The sequence below is a fragment of the Aeromicrobium sp. 10G20-16 genome, assembly GCF_055809665.1.
Window position 1 is genome coordinate 2,304,497 of record NZ_CM147919.1, and the last position, 14,316, is coordinate 2,318,812.

Genomic DNA, 14,316 nt, shown 5'->3' on the forward strand with positions numbered 1-14,316 from the left:
TGTCGGCTGCGGCGACCCGATCCCCGGGTGCTGGGCCTGCCGGTCACGTGAGGTCTCCGAGCTGGTCGGCCAGCTCGTACAGAGCCCCGAGATCGATGCCGTCGGGGCGGCGCGGGATCTCGATGACCGGACGGCCGCAGTGGTCGAGATCGGCACGCTGGTCGGTCTGCAGCTGGGCGCGGTGGATGGCGTCGAGGCCGCCGTCGATCAGGGACCCGGCCGCCGCGGCAGGCAGGTCGACGCGCTCCAGGGAGGCGCCGACGGCGGCCGCGTCCAGCGATCCGTCGGCGAGGGCGTCGCGGGTCGCTGCGGTGACCAGGTCGGGCCGGATCATGTTGACGACCACGTGGCCGACCGGCAGCTGCTCGGTCTGCAGCTCGGCGATGCCGTCGATGGTCTCGGTCACCGGCATCTCCTCGAGCACGGTGACGAGGTGCACGCGGGTCGTGTCGGCGCGCATCATCTGCATGATGGAGTCGGCCTGGCGCCGGATCGGGCCTACCTTGGCCAGACCCGCCAGCTCGGAGTTGACGTTCAGGAACCGCGTGATGCGACCCGTGGGGGGTGCGTCCATCACCACGGCGTCGTAGGCGAAGCGCTCACCGCCGGCGGGATCCTTGACGCGTCGCCGGGCGGCCTCGTACACCTTGCCGGTGAGCAGCACGTCGCGCACGCCGGGGGCGATGGTCGTGGCGAAGTCGATGATCCCGAACCGGTCGAGCGCGCGGCCGGCGCGGCCGAGCCGGTAGAACATCTGCAGGTACTCCAGGAGCGCCGACTCCGGATCGATCGCCAGCGCGTGGACCTCGCCGCCGTGCGGGCCGACGGCGATCTTGCGCTCCTCGTACGGCAGCGGGGCGACGTCGAACAGCTGAGCGATGCCCTGGCGACCCTCGACCTCGCACAGCAGCACGCGGCGGCCGCCGTCCGACAGCGCCATCGCCAGTGCTGCCGCCACGGTGGTCTTGCCGGTTCCGCCCTTGCCGGTGACGACGTGCAGATCGGTTGCGATGGCCACGTGCCGAGCCTACCGACGACGGCGCCGTGCGGCAGGCCTACGCACGACCGGCCTCCCCGGATACAGTCGAGCCCATGACCAAGTGGGAGTACCTGACCGCGCCCGTGCTGGTGCACAACACCAAGCAGATCCTCGACAACTTCGGGGCCGACGGGTGGGAGCTCGTGCAGATCGTTCCCAACCCGCTGAACCAGGAGAACCTGGTCGCCTACTTCAAGCGACCGGTCGGCGCATGAGCGTCGCCGATCGCCTCGCGGCCGAGGGACTCCGGGTGCCGGATGCCCCGAAGCCGGTGGCGGTGTACGTGCCGGCCGTCCGTTCGGGCCAGCACGTGTTCACGTCGGGTCAGCTGCCTCTGGTCGACGGTCAGCTGATCGCCACCGGCAAGGTGGGCGGCGACGTCTCTGCCGAGACGGCCTACGACTGCGCGCGGCAGTGCGCCCTCAACGCCATCGCGGCCGTCGCGTCGCAGGTGGACCTCGACCAGGTCGTGCGGGTCGTCAAGGCCACGGTGTTCGTGGCCAGCACGGCCGACTTCACCGGTCAGCCGGGGGTGGCCAACGGTGCCAGCGAGCTGCTGGGACTGGCCTTCGGCGACGCCGGTCAGCACGCCCGCAGCGCCGTCGGCGTGCCGGTGCTGCCCCTCGACGCGCCGGTCGAGGTCGAGCTGGTCGTCGAGGTCGCATGAGCCTGACCCGCATCCCGATGCCGGAGCGGCTGCGCGCCGCGGCACAAGGGCACGCGGGTCCGCCCGCTCCGACCAAGGACGCGGCCACGATCGTCGTGGTGCGCGACGGCCCGCAGGGCATCGAGGCCTACCTGATGCGCCGTCAGACCAGCATGCAGTTCGCCGGAGGCTTCTACGTCTTCCCCGGCGGCGGTGTGCAGGACGACGACCACGACCCGGGCATCGCGTGGGTCGGTCCGGATGCCGAGGAGTGGGCGCGACGGTGGCGCTGCGACGTCGATCTCGCCCGTGCGCTGGTGGTCGCCGCGGTGCGTGAGACGTTCGAGGAGACCGGCGTCCTGCTGGCCGGCCCGGACGCCGACACCGTCCTGTCGGACACCAGCACCCCAGAGCTGCGGCAGGCACGCGAGGACCTCGAGGAGCGCCGCATCGGCTTCGCCGACTTCCTGCGCCAGCACGGCCTGGTGCTGCGGGCGGACCTGGTGGGCGCGTGGGCGCACTGGATCACCCCCGACTTCGAGCCGCGACGCTACGACACCCGGTTCTTCGTCGCCGCGCTTCCCGACGGCCAGCAGGTCGGCACGATCAGCCGCGAGGCCGACCGTGCGTCGTGGGTGCCGCTGGCCCAGGTGCTGGCGGCCATCGACGCGGGCGAGGCCACGATGATGCCGCCCACGATCGCCACCTGCCGATCGGTGGCCAGGCACTCGGCTGCCACCGTGGTCGCAGCGTCCGTCGACCACGAGTTCGAGACCATCGAGCCACGACTGATCGAGGCCGACGGTGCCCTGTTCCTCGAGACCGACCTGGGAGAGCCCTGATGACCACCGCCGCCCGCGTGTCCGAGCGCGCGTCGTTCGTGCTGGCCGAGAACCCGGGCATCATGACGCTCGACGGCACCAACACCTGGATCCTGCGGGAGCCGGGCGCGGCCCGCTCCGTCGTGGTGGACCCCGGCCCCGCCGACGAGGCGCACCTGCAGGCGGTGCTGGCCGCAGCCGGTGAGGTCGCGCTGGTCCTGTTCACCCACCGTCACTTCGACCACACCGAGGCCCTGGGGCGGTTCTGCGAGCTGACCGGGGCCCCGGCCCGCGCCATCGATCCGGAGTTCTGCCGAGACGCCGAGGTGCTGACCGACGGCGAGCAGATCGACGTCGACGGACTGCTCGTCGAGGTCCTGGCCACGCCGGGCCACACCACCGACTCGGCGTGCCTGCTGCTTCCGGGCGAGGGGAGCCTGCTCAGTGGCGACACGATTCTCGGACGCGGCACCACGATCATCGCCCATCCGGACGGTGTCCTCGGTTCGTACCTCGACTCGCTGGCGCACCTGCGTGAGCTGATCGAGGAGGGGCTGGTCCAGCGGATCCTGCCCGGCCACGGGCCCGTGATCGACGATCCGGCCGGCGTCGTCGACTTCTACCTGGATCACCGGGCCGACCGGCTCGAGCAGGTCCGTCGGGCCGTCGAGGACGGGGCCGTGACCGCCAAGGACGTCGTGCGCACCGTCTACGCCGACGTCGACGAGGCCCTCTGGCCGGCCGCCGAGCTCAGCGTCGCCGCCCAGCTCGACTACCTGCGGACGTAGTCGTCGGGCCGGGGCGAGGTGAGGTTTACCAGCAGGCCCCGGCAAACCTCACGTTCATGGGTAAATTCACCCGGAGGAGTGACAAGAGTCCGTGACCTGCTGGTAAACCGCGAGCCACGCGAGGCGCTAGCGGGAGCGGCGCTGGAGGCGTTCGAGGTCGAGGATCACGACGGAGCGGGGCTCCAGACGCAGCCAGCCACGCGAGGCGAAGTCGGCGAGCGCCTTGTTGACCGTCTCGCGGGACGCGCCGACCAGTTGGGCGAGCTCCTCCTGCGTGAGGTCGTGGTTGACGTGGATGCCGTCGTCGGCGCGGCGGCCGAAGCGCGACGCGAGGTCGAGCAGGGCCTTGGCGACGCGACCGGGGACGTCGGAGAACACCAGGTCACCGACGACCTCGTTGGTGCGGCGCAGGCGTCCGGCCAGCTGGTTCAGCAGCGCCTGCGCGACGTCGGGGTGCGCCACGAGCACCGGGTTGAGCGCCTCGTGGCCGAGGCTCTTGAGCGTCACGTCCGTGACCGCTGTGGCCGTGGCGGAGCGAGGGCCGGGATCGAAGAACGACAGCTCGCCGAACATCTGCCCGGGACCGAGGATCGCGAGCAGGTTCTCGCGCCCGTCCGGGGACGTTCGACCGAGCTTGATCTTGCCGTCGGTGACGATGTACAGCTGGTCGCCTTCGTCGCCCTCGTTGAACAGGACCTCGCCGCGTCGCAGGGATCCGTCGGCCATCGTGCCGGCGAGCGTGGTGGCCGCGTCGTCGTCGAGCCCGGCAAACAGGGGAGCCTGCCTGAGAATTTCGTCGCTCACAGCCATTCCTTCACGTCGATGTCGCCAATGTCACACAGCTCGACGCAGTTTCCCACACGATCGCCACCGCGCGCGAGCGGGCACGCCCACAGAACGACACGGACCGTAGTCTGGGTCGATGGCCGATCCCTCCTCGCCGCGGCCCGAGACCGCCGTGGTGCGTCGCGCCCGGCGCATTGACCGGGCCCTCGCGCAGGCCTACCCCGACGCGCGGTGCGAGCTCGACTTCGGCGATCCGTTCCAGCTGCTCGTCGCCACCGTGCTGTCGGCGCAGACCACCGACCGCCGGGTCAACGGCGTCACGCCGGCACTGTTCGCGGCCTATCCGACGGCTCGTGAGCTCGCCGCGGCCGACCGAGCCGCCGTCGAGCAGATCATCCGGCCCACCGGATTCTTCCGGGCCAAGACCGACAGCCTGCTGGGCTTGTCGGCCGCCCTGGTCGAGCGCTTCGACGGCGTGGTGCCTGGCCGGCTCGAGCAGCTGGTGACCCTTCCCGGCGTGGGCCGCAAGACGGCCAACGTGGTGCTCGGCAACGCCTTCGACGTCCCGGGCATCACGGTCGACACCCACGTGGCTCGCATGATCCGCCGGTTCGGCTGGGTCGACGAGGCCACGTCGCGCGACGCGGTCAAGGCCGAGCACGCCCTCGGCGCGCTGTTCCCGCGCCGCGACTGGACGATGGTCAGTCACCGGCTCATCTGGCACGGCCGACGCTGCTGCCACGCCAAGAAGCCGGCCTGCGGCGCCTGTCCGGTGGCTCGCTGGTGCCCGTCGTTCGGCGACGGCCCCACAGATCCGGTTGAGGCAGCAGCCCTGGTGACCACGCAGGGTCCGGCGTGAGATGCGAGGCGTCACCCGTCACAATGGATCCTGACGTGGCGCCACGGTCTCGTCCGCGCGCGTGCGTGCGCGTCTCACGAGCGGGGGTCCGGCCATGAGCGCAGCGGACCGGCCCGCCGTGCACCCCGCCGACCTGCCCGACTGGCTGCGTCCCGTGGCCGACGCGATCGGTCAGGTGACCGCCAAGCGCTTGGCGCCCCACTCGCCAGAACCTCCCGCCGACGCACGCCCCGCCGCGGTGCTCGTGCTGTTCGCCGACGGCGACGACGGGCCGGAGATCCTGCTCACGCGCCGCGGCACCACCATGCGCAACCACGCCGGACAGATCTCCTTCCCGGGCGGAGGCGCCGACCCCGGCGACACGGACGCCGCCATGACCGCGCTGCGCGAGGCGAACGAGGAGGTGGGCCTCGACCCCGCCAGCGTCGACGTCGTCGGCACGCTTCCCACGTTGTGGCTCCCGCCGAGCAACTTCGCGGTCACCCCGGTCGTCGGCTACTGGCGCGACCCGCAGCCGCTGGCATCGACCAGCGAGCACGAGGTGGTCGAGGTGCTGCACCAGTCGGTCCGCGAGCTGGTCGATCCGGCCAATCGCTTCAGCGTGACCCACCCGTCGGGCTGGGTCGGTCCGGCGTTCGAGGTCGGCGCGCGGGTGCCGCTGTGGGGGTTCACGGCCGGCATCGTGGCGCGACTGTTCGAGGTCGTCGGGTGGGACGAGCCGTGGGACGTCGCGGACCGCCGCCCGCTGCCGGAGGGCGCCTGGTGAACTCCCTCGACATCATCGTGGTCGTCGTGCTCCTGGCCTACGCCGTCAGCGGCTACGTCCAGGGCTTCGTGGTCAACCTGATCGCGACCACCGGGCTGCTGGTCGGCGGGCTGATCGCGATCGCCATCGTGCCGCGGTTCATGAGTGACGCCACGCAGGACCTCGGCTCCTCGCTGCTGGCGCTCGGGCTCGTGATCGCCGCGGCAGCCATCGGACAGGCCATCGGCACCGTCGTCGGGTCAGAGCTGCGTCGGGGGCTGAAGTGGCGTCCGCTGCGCTGGCTCGACGCCGTGGGCGGCAGCGTCCTGAGCATCGTCGCCGTGCTGGTCGCCGGCTGGGCACTGGGCTACTCGGTCAGCGGCACGAGCATCCCCTACCTGGCATCGGCGTCGCGCTCGTCGGTGATCCTGCAGGAGGTCGACCGCTTCATGCCGTCGCAGGCCACGTCGGTCCTGCGCTCGTTCAACGACGTCCTCGACACCAACCTGTTCCCGCGCTACATCGACCCGTTCGAGACCGAGCAGATCACCCAGGTCGGCCCGCCGGACGAGGCCACGTTGCAGCAGCCCGGGGTCGAGGCCGCCCGCGGCAGCGTCGTCAAGATCCTCGGCGAGGCCCGCTGCGACCGGGGCATCGAGGGCAGCGGCTTCTCCTACGCGCCCGGCCGCATCATGACCAACGCCCACGTCGTCGCCGGCGTCACCACCCCGATGCTCATCATCAACGACCGCCGGGTGCCCACACGGGTGGTGCTGTTCGACAAGAATCTCGACGTGGCCGTGCTGGCGGTCAACGGCGTTCAGCTGCCCACGCTGTCGTTCGACACCACGGCGACCAAGGGTGACTCCGCGGCCATCCTGGGCTATCCGCAGAACGGGCCGTTCGACGCTCGTGCCGCGCGCATCCGCGATCGCATCGACCTGCGCAGCCCTGACATCTACGACAAGGGGCAGGTCGTGCGAGACACGTTCTCGGTGCGCGGACTGGTGCGATCGGGCAACTCCGGAGGTCCGCTGGTGTCGCCGTCCGGCGACGTGATCGGCGTGATCTTCGCGGCGTCGGTGGCCGACAAGTCCACCGGGTACGCGCTGACCGCCGAGCAGGTCGCCGCGTCGGCTCGCAAGGGCGCCACCGCCACCAGCGCCGTGTCCACGGGCGGGTGTGCGTGATGCGGTCGGTCCTGGCCGGTCTGGCAGCGCTGGTCGCCGTCGTCGCCGTCGCCGTCGCGCTGCCGGTCGGCTGGGTCGCCCACAACGTCGCGGACGAGGACGGCTACGTCCGGTTCACCACAGGTCTCGTCGACGATCCCGACTTCCGCGCCGGCGTCGTGCAGGCGGTCACCGACGACGTCGTCCAGCGCACCGGCGTCACCGACGAGTTCGCGCCGCCGGTCCGCAAGGCCCTCACCCAGGCGGCGTCCGGCATCGTCGACACACCGCAGTTCCGCTCGGCGTTCGCCGAGGCGCAGCGTGAGTCGCACCGTGCCTTCCTGGGCGATCCGCGCGATCTCCCGCCCGAGCTCGATGCGTCCAACCGCGTCGTCATCGATCTGGGTCCGGTCGCGAAGACCATCGTCGACGCGGTGACCGCCGATCTGCCCGTCACGCTAGAGACTCCCGATCAGCTGCTGGTCACGATCGGTGGAGCCGACGAGCGTCGCGTGCTGGAGGCCGTCGACAGCACGCCCGAGCAGTCGACGCTGCTGGCAGCGATCGCGTTGATCGCCGCGGGCGTGGCGATGCTGGCGGCCCGCCGGGCGTCGACGATGCTGGTCTGGCTCGGCCTCGGCACGGCCGCGGCCGCTGGTGTGGTCCACGTGGTCGCCGCCGAGGCGGCTCCCCGACTGCTCGGCGCCAGCACCGCCCCGAGCACGCTGGCCGGTCGGGCCCAGACGCTGTTGGTCGACGCGGCCCTGTCCTCGCTCGACCACTGGTTGATCGTGGCCGCAGCCGTCGGCGGCGCGACGGCCGTGGTCGGACTGCTGCTGCGTGCCGCGCCCGGCGAGCGCTGAATCAGTCGTGCGTCGGCAGTGACACCGACGGCGTCGCCGAAGCGCCGCCACGGCCCTTGAACGCGCTCGGGATCGACTTGGCGGTGCTGATCGTCTGCTCAGGTGCGCCGACCTTCTTGATCAGGCGGATGCCGACGAGGGTCAGCACCACCATGAGCAGCAGGTAGAAGCCGCTGACGATCAGGAACGCCCACGCGGGGTGCAGGCCGGTCATGGTCAGGAAGTACGCCGCCGTGATGGACAGCAGGATGATCAGCAGCAGCGCGAAGAACCCCACGACCGCGAACAGGGCCGCGCCGATGCCGCCGGCCTTGACGCTGACCTTCAGCTCGGTCTTGGCCAACGCGATCTCGGACTGCACCAGCGCGGAGATGTCACGGCTGGCGTCAGCGACCAGTCGGCCGATGGTGGGCTCCTCGACGGGCTTGTGCGGCGTGCTCATGCCTGCGACCTTACAAGCCCCGGAACGCCGCCGCCGAGACGACGGTCGGACCGAGGCGTTGCGTCGAAGGTCAGTCCTCGTCCTTCGAGGTCTGCATGCCCGCGGTGATCTTGTCCATGATGCCGGTGTCGGCCAGCGTCGTGGCGTCACCCACCTCGCGGTTCTCGGCGACGTCGCGCAGCAGGCGGCGCATGATCTTTCCGGACCGGGTCTTGGGCAGCTCGGGCACGACCATGATCTTCTTCGGCTTGGCGATCGGGCCGATCTCCTTGCCGACGTGGGTGCGCAGCTCGTTGACCACGTCTTCTCCACCGTCGCCGGCAGACTCGCGCAGGATGACGAAGGCCACGACGGCCTGGCCGGTCATGTCGTCGTTGGCGCCCACGACGGCCGCCTCGGCGACCTTGGGGTGCGACACCAGGGCCGACTCGATCTCGGTGGTCGAGAGTCGGTGGCCCGACACGTTCATGACGTCGTCGACACGACCGAGCAACCAGATGTCGCCGTCGTCGTCCTTCTTGGCGCCGTCGCCGGCGAAGTACATCCCCTCCCAGCGCGACCAGTACGTCTCCTTGTACCGGTCGTCGTCGCCCCAGATCGTGCGGAGCATGGCGGGCCAGGGCTCGGTGACCACGAGGTAACCGCCCTCGCCGTTGCCGACCGGGTTGCCGGCGTCGTCGACGACCTCGGCGCTGATCCCGGGGACGGCGCGCATCGCGGAGCCGGGCTTGGCGGCCGTGACGCCGGGCAGCGGGCTCATCATGTGACCGCCGGTCTCGGTCTGCCACCAGGTGTCAACGATCGGCGTGGTGCCGCCGCCGATGTTGTCGCGGTACCAGACGTAGGCCTCGGGGTTGATCGACTCCCCGACCGAGCCGAGGATGCGCAGGCTCGACAGGTCGTGCTCGGCCGGGATCTGCTCGCCCCACTTCATGCAGGCGCGGATGGCGGTGGGTGCGGTGTAGAACAGCGAGACCTTGTACTGCTCGATGATCTCCCACCAGCGGCCCTTGTGCGGGGTGTCGGGAGTTCCCTCGTACATCACCTGGGTGGCGCCGTTGGCGAGCGGTCCGTAGACCATGTAGGAGTGGCCGGTGACCCAGCCGATGTCGGCGGTGCACCAGAACACGTCGTCGGGCTTGTGGTCGAAGACGCCCCAGAACGTGTACGCCGTCTGCACGAGGTAGCCGCCGGTGGTGTGCAGGATGCCCTTGGGCTTGCCGGTGGTGCCGGACGTGTACATGACGTACAACGGGTGCTCGGCGTCGAAGGCCTCGGGCGTGTGGTCGGTCGACGCCTCGCCGACGACCTCGTGCCACCAGACGTCGATGTCGGTGTTGAAGGCGACGTCCTGGTCGGTGCGCTTGACCACCAGGACGTTCTCGACGATGGAGGTGGTGTCGTTGTCGATCTTGACCAGGGCCTCGTCGACGGCGGGCTTGAGCGCGGAGGCGGCGCCACGGCGGTAGCCGCCGTCGGCGGTGATGACCAGCTTGGCCTGGCAGTCCTCGATGCGGCTGGCGAGCGCGTCGGAGCTGAAGCCACCGAACACGACCGTGTGCGGAGCGCCGAGCCGGGCGCACGCCAGCATCGCGATGACGGCCTCGGGGATCATCGGCATGTAGATGGCGACGCGATCACCGGTCTCGATGCCCAGCTCGGTCAGGGCGTTGGCGGCCTGGCTCACCTCGTCCTTGAGCTGGGCGTAGGTGATGTCGCGGGTGTCGTCGGCGGGCTCGCCGACGAAGTGCAGGGCGACGCGGTCGCCGTTGCCGGCCTCGACGTGGCGGTCGACGCAGTTGTAGGAGGCGTTGAGCCTGCCGCCGACGAACCACTTCGCGAAGGGGGCGTTCGACCAGTCGAGCACGTCGGTGAACGGGGTGTCCCACGAGATGCGCTCGGCCTGCGCGGCCCAGAAGCCGAGCCGGTCCTCGGCGGCGCGGTCGTACGCGTCGGCCTTCAGGTTGGCGTCGGCGGCCAGATCGGCGGGGGGCTCGAAGCGGCGCTGCTCGTTCGACAGGTTGCTGATGCCTTGCTCGGACACGGTGATGCTCCTTGATCGACGACTCTCTTGCATTGTTGCTCAGGACACATGGTGGTCCGACGGCGGTTGCCAGATGGTTGGCGCCGGCTGTGCGGCGACGCCGGCCCCGCTCCAGCTCGACCATGGGCCGAGCGGAGCGAGGCAGGCGGCGGGGGAAGCCTCGCCCCACCCCGACCATGGGGCCGAGCGGAGCGAGGCCAGGCGCCCGGGCGAAGCCCGGCAGCGACGAGGCACGAGTCGCTGGAGCGGGGAGCGCCAGCGACCCGCGCGCCCTACTTCTCCGAACCCGCCCCGGTCATCGACCGGACGTCCAGCTCGACGTACCGGGCCTCGGCATCGGCGTCGCGGGCTGTGACGGTGCCCAGCCAGCCGAAGAAGAAGCCCAGCGGGATCGAGATGATGCCCGGATTGGCCAGCGGGAACCAGCTGAAGTCGGCACCGGTGATCATGGCGGTCTCCGAGCCGGAGACGACCGGCGAGAAGATCACCAGGGTGACGCACGAGATCAGTCCGCCGTAGATGCTCCAGGTGGCGCCCCGGGTGTTGAAGCGCCGCCAGAACAGGTTGAACAGCAGAGCCGGCAGGTTCGCCGAGGCCGCCACCGCGAAGGCCAACGCCACCAGGAACGCGATGTTGAGCTTCTGCGCCGGGATCGACAGGGCGATCGCGATGCCGCCGATGACGAAGGCCGACAGCCTGGCGACCTTGACCTCCTGCTTCTCGGTGACGTCGCCGTTCTTCCACACGTTCGCGTACAGGTCGTGCGCCACGGACGATGCGGAGGTGAGGGTCAGTCCGGCCACCACCGCGAGGATCGTGGCGAACGCGACGGCCGAGATGAACGCCAGCAGCACGGCGCCACCGGTCGATCCGGCGCCACCTCCCACGGCCTCGGCCAGCAGGGGCGAGGCGAGGTTGCCTCCGGAGTCGACGATGTCCTGCTTCTTGTCGCCGGTGACCAGGGCGGCTGCGCCGAAGCCCAGCACGAGGGTCATCAGGTAGAAGGAGCCGATCAGACCGATCGCCCACAGCACCGACTTGCGCGCCTGGCGCGCGGTCGGGACGGTGTAGAAGCGGATCAGGATGTGCGGCAGGCCTGCGGTGCCGAGCACCAGGGCGAGACCCAGCGAGATGAAGTCGATGCGGCTCGTGGTCGAGACGCCGTACTTCAGGCCCGGCTCGAGGAACGCTTTGCCGGCGCCGCTCTCCTCCGCGGCCGAGCCCAGCATGTCGCTGATGTTGAAGTTGAACTTCGCGAGCACCAGCACCGTGATGAGCACCGTGCCGGTCATCAGCAGGACCGCCTTGACGATCTGCACCCACGTGGTGCCCTTCATGCCGCCGACGGTCACGTAGAAGATCATCAGCACGCCGACGCCGGCGATCGTGAGGTTCTTGGCCGTCTGGCTGTCGACACCCAGCAGGAGGGCCACGAGAGCGCCCGCGCCGACCATCTGGGCCAGCAGGTAGAAGATCGACACGACGACGGTCGAGGTCGCGGCGGCGGTGCGGACGGGACGCTGGCGCATCCGGAACGCCAGCTGGTCGGCCATCGTGAAGCGGCCGGAGTTGCGCAGCAGCTCGGCGACCAGCAGCAGCGCCACCAGCCATGCCACCAGGAAGCCGATCGAGTACAGGAATCCGTCGTAGCCCGACAGCGCGATGGCTCCCGAGATGCCGAGGAACGACGCGGCGGACATGTAGTCGCCCGCGACGGCGAAGCCGTTCTGCGCGCCGGAGAAGCTGCGGCCACCGGCGTAGTAGTCGGCCGCGGTCTTGTTGTTGCGGCTGGCCCAGAAGGTGATGCCCACGGTGATCAGGACGATCACGATGAACAGGGACCCGGTCAGGCCCTGGTTGCTGTCGTCGGAGGCCGCGACAAAGGTGAGGTTCAGGGGGCTCATCGCTCGATCTCCGCTTCGTACTCGTCGCGCAGCCGGTCAGCGGTCGGATCCATGTTGGCGGCGGCGAACTTCGCGTACCAGTAGGCGATGCCGAACGTGGTCACGAACTGCAGCAGGCCGAACACCAGTGCCACGTTGATGTTGCCGAACAGCACGTGGCCCATGAAGCCGCCGGCATAGATCGACATCAGCACGTACAGCAGGTACCAGACCATGAACGCGACCGTGACGGGCGCGACGAAGCCGAGGAAGGTCTTCTTCAGGTGCGCGAAGTCCTCGGACGCGTGGATGCGCTCGTAGGCCGCCTCGGCCTCGGCGCTGATTCTCTCCACCACGAGATTCACCTCTTTCGGATCGGCCGGCACGCGGTGTGCAGCCGATTCGACGCTAGGGCGACGGTGCGGGTGTGAGCCAGATCACCGCACCCACCCTGCGACGAGGCACCGACGACCGTGCGCCCTGCGGAGACCGCCGTGCGACGAACGGTCCTCCAGCAGCGACCAGTGGCGTCCCGAACGCGCTGAGCCTGACGTTTCGACGTGACACGCCAGGGTGTCGTGGTCGAAACGTCAGGCTCAGCGGGAACCTTCGGCGGGTGTCAGCCGACGTCGACTGCGCTCCAGGCATTGGCCACGCCGTCGTACTGGGCGCTGCCGGTGCCGTAGAGGTCCTTGGCGGCGTTCAACGTCGCCGAGCGGGCGCCGGCGTAGTTGGTGCCCGACGTCATGTAGACCGTCAGCGCCCGGTACCAGATCTTCTGGGCAGCGTCACGGCCGATGCCGCTCATGCTGGATCCGTCGCAGGTCGTGGAGCCGTGCGCGATGCCGTTGATGGTCTTCGCGCCGGACCCCTCGGCCAGCAGGTAGAAGAAGTGGTTGCCGATGCCCGACGAGTAGTGGACGTCGACGTTGCCGGCGTTGCTGGTGTAGCAGTTCAGCGAGACACCGTCCGAGGCCGGGTTGTCCATGCGACGCAGCCCCTGGCCGGTCGTGTCGAACTCCTCGCCGATCAGGTAGTCGCCCGGGTCGTTCGGGTTGTTCGCGTAGAACTCGACCATCGTGCCGAAGATGTCGCTGGTCGCCTCGTTGAGGCCGCCGGACTCGCCGGAGTAGGTGAGGCCCGCGGAGTTCTCGGTGACGCCGTGCGACATCTCGTGCCCGGCGACGTCGAGCGACGTGAGCGGTCCGTACTGCGTGCCGTTGCCGTCGCCGTACGTCATCTTCTCGCCGTCCCAGAACGCGTTGACGTAGTTCTTGCCGTAGTGCACCCGGTTGAAGGAGCCCTTCCCGGTGCCGAAGATGCCGTTGCGGCCGTGGACGCTCTGGTAGTAGTCCCAGGTCTCGTCGGTGCCGTACTGGGCGTCGACGGCCGCCGACTCGCGGCTGCTGGTCGAGCCGTTGCCGAAGCTGGTGTCCGGTCCGCTGACGACCGAGCCGGTGGCGCAACCCACGCCGAGCAGGTTGCACAGCACCGAGTCGGTCTTGTTGCCCACGTCGATCGTGTAGGTGTTGCCGCGCGACGCGTCCTTCATCTGGAACGAGCTGCCCGACTGGGTGAGGTTCAACGGCACGGTGCCGCCGTACAGGGACTGGCCCTCGCCCTCGACGGTCTGGATGCGCTGCACCTGGTGCAGGGTCTTGCCCGTGGCGGCATCGACGTAGGTGTCGATCCGGCTGGGTGTGCCGTCGGCCTGCGTGCCGGTGGTGGTGGTCAGCCAGGCGAGACGCGGGGTGGGGTCGGCGCCGATCGCGTCGACGACCAGCTCGGGCGCGCCGGCCTTGGCCACGGTCGTGCCCACCGTGCCCAGCGCCTTGGCCGGCGAGAGCTTCGGCGTGGTCGACAGCGACAGCACGTCGTCGAGCGTCTGCGAGACGCTGGTGACCGTGCCGGCCTTGGTGCGGTGCACGACGAAGTCGCCTCCGACGACGCGCAGACCCTTGTAGGTGCGACTCATGCGCACGTGGGTGGCTCCGTTGGAGTCACGCAGCGCATGGGTGGCCGCGAGCGCCTGGCCGGTGCCGACCAACGTCTTCGACGCTGCGTCCTTGGCGGCGGTGATCGCCTGGGAGGCGACCGATCCGTCGACCGGCAGCGGACGTGAGGATGCCACGTCACCACCGGACGGTGCTGCGGTGGCGGCCGGGATCCCGGTCGCGGCGAAGGCCAGGGCTGCGATGGCAGCGGTCGTGGCCATGGTTCTGGTCGTTCTC

15 protein-coding genes are annotated in these 14,316 nt (G+C 70.0%); 8 read left to right on the top strand and 7 right to left on the bottom strand.

The genetic code is table 11. The features are described from left to right. Nucleotides 1–43 precede the first annotated feature (43 nt). Nucleotides 44–1,018, bottom strand: a complete 975-nt coding sequence (bagA, locus tag AC0L5F_RS11620; RefSeq protein WP_473313526.1) for an ATPase BagA — start codon at nucleotides 1,016–1,018, stop codon at nucleotides 44–46. Nucleotides 1,019–1,092: 74 nt separating this feature from the next. On the opposite strand from bagA, the gene AC0L5F_RS11625 reads away from it, so the two are divergent. From AC0L5F_RS11625 to AC0L5F_RS11640, 4 genes are read left to right on the top strand one after another with little or no spacing between them, the layout of a single operon-like run. Then, entirely contained in the window at nucleotides 1,093–1,254 is a 162-nt protein-coding gene (locus tag AC0L5F_RS11625) for a DUF4177 domain-containing protein (protein ID WP_473313527.1), read from the top strand. Next, complete coding sequence (locus AC0L5F_RS11630; protein ID WP_473313529.1) at nucleotides 1,251–1,706, top strand: RidA family protein; 456 nt, start codon at nucleotides 1,251–1,253, stop codon at nucleotides 1,704–1,706. The genes AC0L5F_RS11625 and AC0L5F_RS11630 overlap by 4 nt, the downstream gene beginning before the upstream one ends. Beyond that, complete coding sequence (locus AC0L5F_RS11635) at nucleotides 1,703–2,527, top strand: NUDIX hydrolase (RefSeq protein WP_473313530.1); 825 nt, start codon at nucleotides 1,703–1,705, stop codon at nucleotides 2,525–2,527. The genes AC0L5F_RS11630 and AC0L5F_RS11635 overlap by 4 nt, the downstream gene beginning before the upstream one ends. Further along, nucleotides 2,527–3,294 (top strand): MBL fold metallo-hydrolase, encoded by a 768-nt coding sequence (locus tag AC0L5F_RS11640; RefSeq protein WP_473313532.1) that lies wholly within the window; start codon nucleotides 2,527–2,529, stop codon nucleotides 3,292–3,294. The genes AC0L5F_RS11635 and AC0L5F_RS11640 overlap by 1 nt, the downstream gene beginning before the upstream one ends. Nucleotides 3,295–3,420: 126 nt before the next feature. On the opposite strand, the gene AC0L5F_RS11645 is transcribed toward AC0L5F_RS11640, so the two are convergent. Beyond that, nucleotides 3,421–4,098 (bottom strand): Crp/Fnr family transcriptional regulator, encoded by a 678-nt coding sequence (locus tag AC0L5F_RS11645; RefSeq protein ID WP_473313533.1) that lies wholly within the window; start codon nucleotides 4,096–4,098, stop codon nucleotides 3,421–3,423. 118 nt (nucleotides 4,099–4,216) lie between these two features. On the opposite strand from AC0L5F_RS11645, the gene nth reads away from it, so the two are divergent. From nth to AC0L5F_RS11665, 4 genes are all read left to right on the top strand, one after another. Next, nucleotides 4,217–4,939: an endonuclease III gene (gene nth, locus AC0L5F_RS11650; RefSeq protein WP_473313534.1), complete on the top strand. Its 723-nt coding sequence runs from the start codon at nucleotides 4,217–4,219 to the stop codon at nucleotides 4,937–4,939. Nucleotides 4,940–5,033: 94 nt separating this feature from the next. Further along, nucleotides 5,034–5,705: an NUDIX hydrolase gene (locus AC0L5F_RS11655; protein ID WP_473313535.1), complete on the top strand. Its 672-nt coding sequence runs from the start codon at nucleotides 5,034–5,036 to the stop codon at nucleotides 5,703–5,705. Beyond that, nucleotides 5,702–6,874: a MarP family serine protease gene (locus AC0L5F_RS11660; RefSeq protein ID WP_473313536.1), complete on the top strand. Its 1,173-nt coding sequence runs from the start codon at nucleotides 5,702–5,704 to the stop codon at nucleotides 6,872–6,874. Before AC0L5F_RS11655 ends, AC0L5F_RS11660 begins: the two co-directional genes overlap by 4 nt. After that, the gene (locus AC0L5F_RS11665; RefSeq protein WP_473313537.1) at nucleotides 6,874–7,716 is read left to right on the top strand and encodes a hypothetical protein; all 843 of its coding nucleotides are present in this window, start codon (nucleotides 6,874–6,876) and stop codon (nucleotides 7,714–7,716) included. The genes AC0L5F_RS11660 and AC0L5F_RS11665 overlap by 1 nt, the downstream gene beginning before the upstream one ends. A 1-nt stretch (nucleotide 7,717) precedes the next feature. On the opposite strand, the gene AC0L5F_RS11670 is transcribed toward AC0L5F_RS11665, so the two are convergent. The 5 genes from AC0L5F_RS11670 to AC0L5F_RS11690 all read right to left on the bottom strand — a co-directional run bounded on the left by AC0L5F_RS11670 (nucleotide 7,718) and on the right by AC0L5F_RS11690 (nucleotide 14,300). Beyond that, on the bottom strand, nucleotides 7,718–8,158 hold the full coding sequence (locus tag AC0L5F_RS11670) for a phage holin family protein (RefSeq protein WP_473313538.1): 441 nt from the start codon (nucleotides 8,156–8,158) through the stop codon (nucleotides 7,718–7,720). Nucleotides 8,159–8,228: 70 nt separating this feature from the next. Beyond that, nucleotides 8,229–10,235, bottom strand: a complete 2,007-nt coding sequence (acs, locus tag AC0L5F_RS11675; RefSeq protein WP_473313539.1) for an acetate--CoA ligase — start codon at nucleotides 10,233–10,235, stop codon at nucleotides 8,229–8,231. Between the two features lie 239 nt (nucleotides 10,236–10,474). After that, nucleotides 10,475–12,106, bottom strand: a complete 1,632-nt coding sequence (locus AC0L5F_RS11680) for a solute symporter family protein (RefSeq protein ID WP_473313540.1) — start codon at nucleotides 12,104–12,106, stop codon at nucleotides 10,475–10,477. Continuing rightward, nucleotides 12,103–12,441, bottom strand: coding sequence for a DUF485 domain-containing protein (locus AC0L5F_RS11685; protein WP_473313543.1), 339 nt, complete (start codon nucleotides 12,439–12,441; stop codon nucleotides 12,103–12,105). Before AC0L5F_RS11685 ends, AC0L5F_RS11680 begins: the two co-directional genes overlap by 4 nt. A 263-nt stretch (nucleotides 12,442–12,704) precedes the next feature. Next, on the bottom strand, nucleotides 12,705–14,300 hold the full coding sequence (locus tag AC0L5F_RS11690; protein ID WP_473313544.1) for a M4 family metallopeptidase: 1,596 nt from the start codon (nucleotides 14,298–14,300) through the stop codon (nucleotides 12,705–12,707). Between the last annotated feature and the right edge of the window lie 16 nt (nucleotides 14,301–14,316).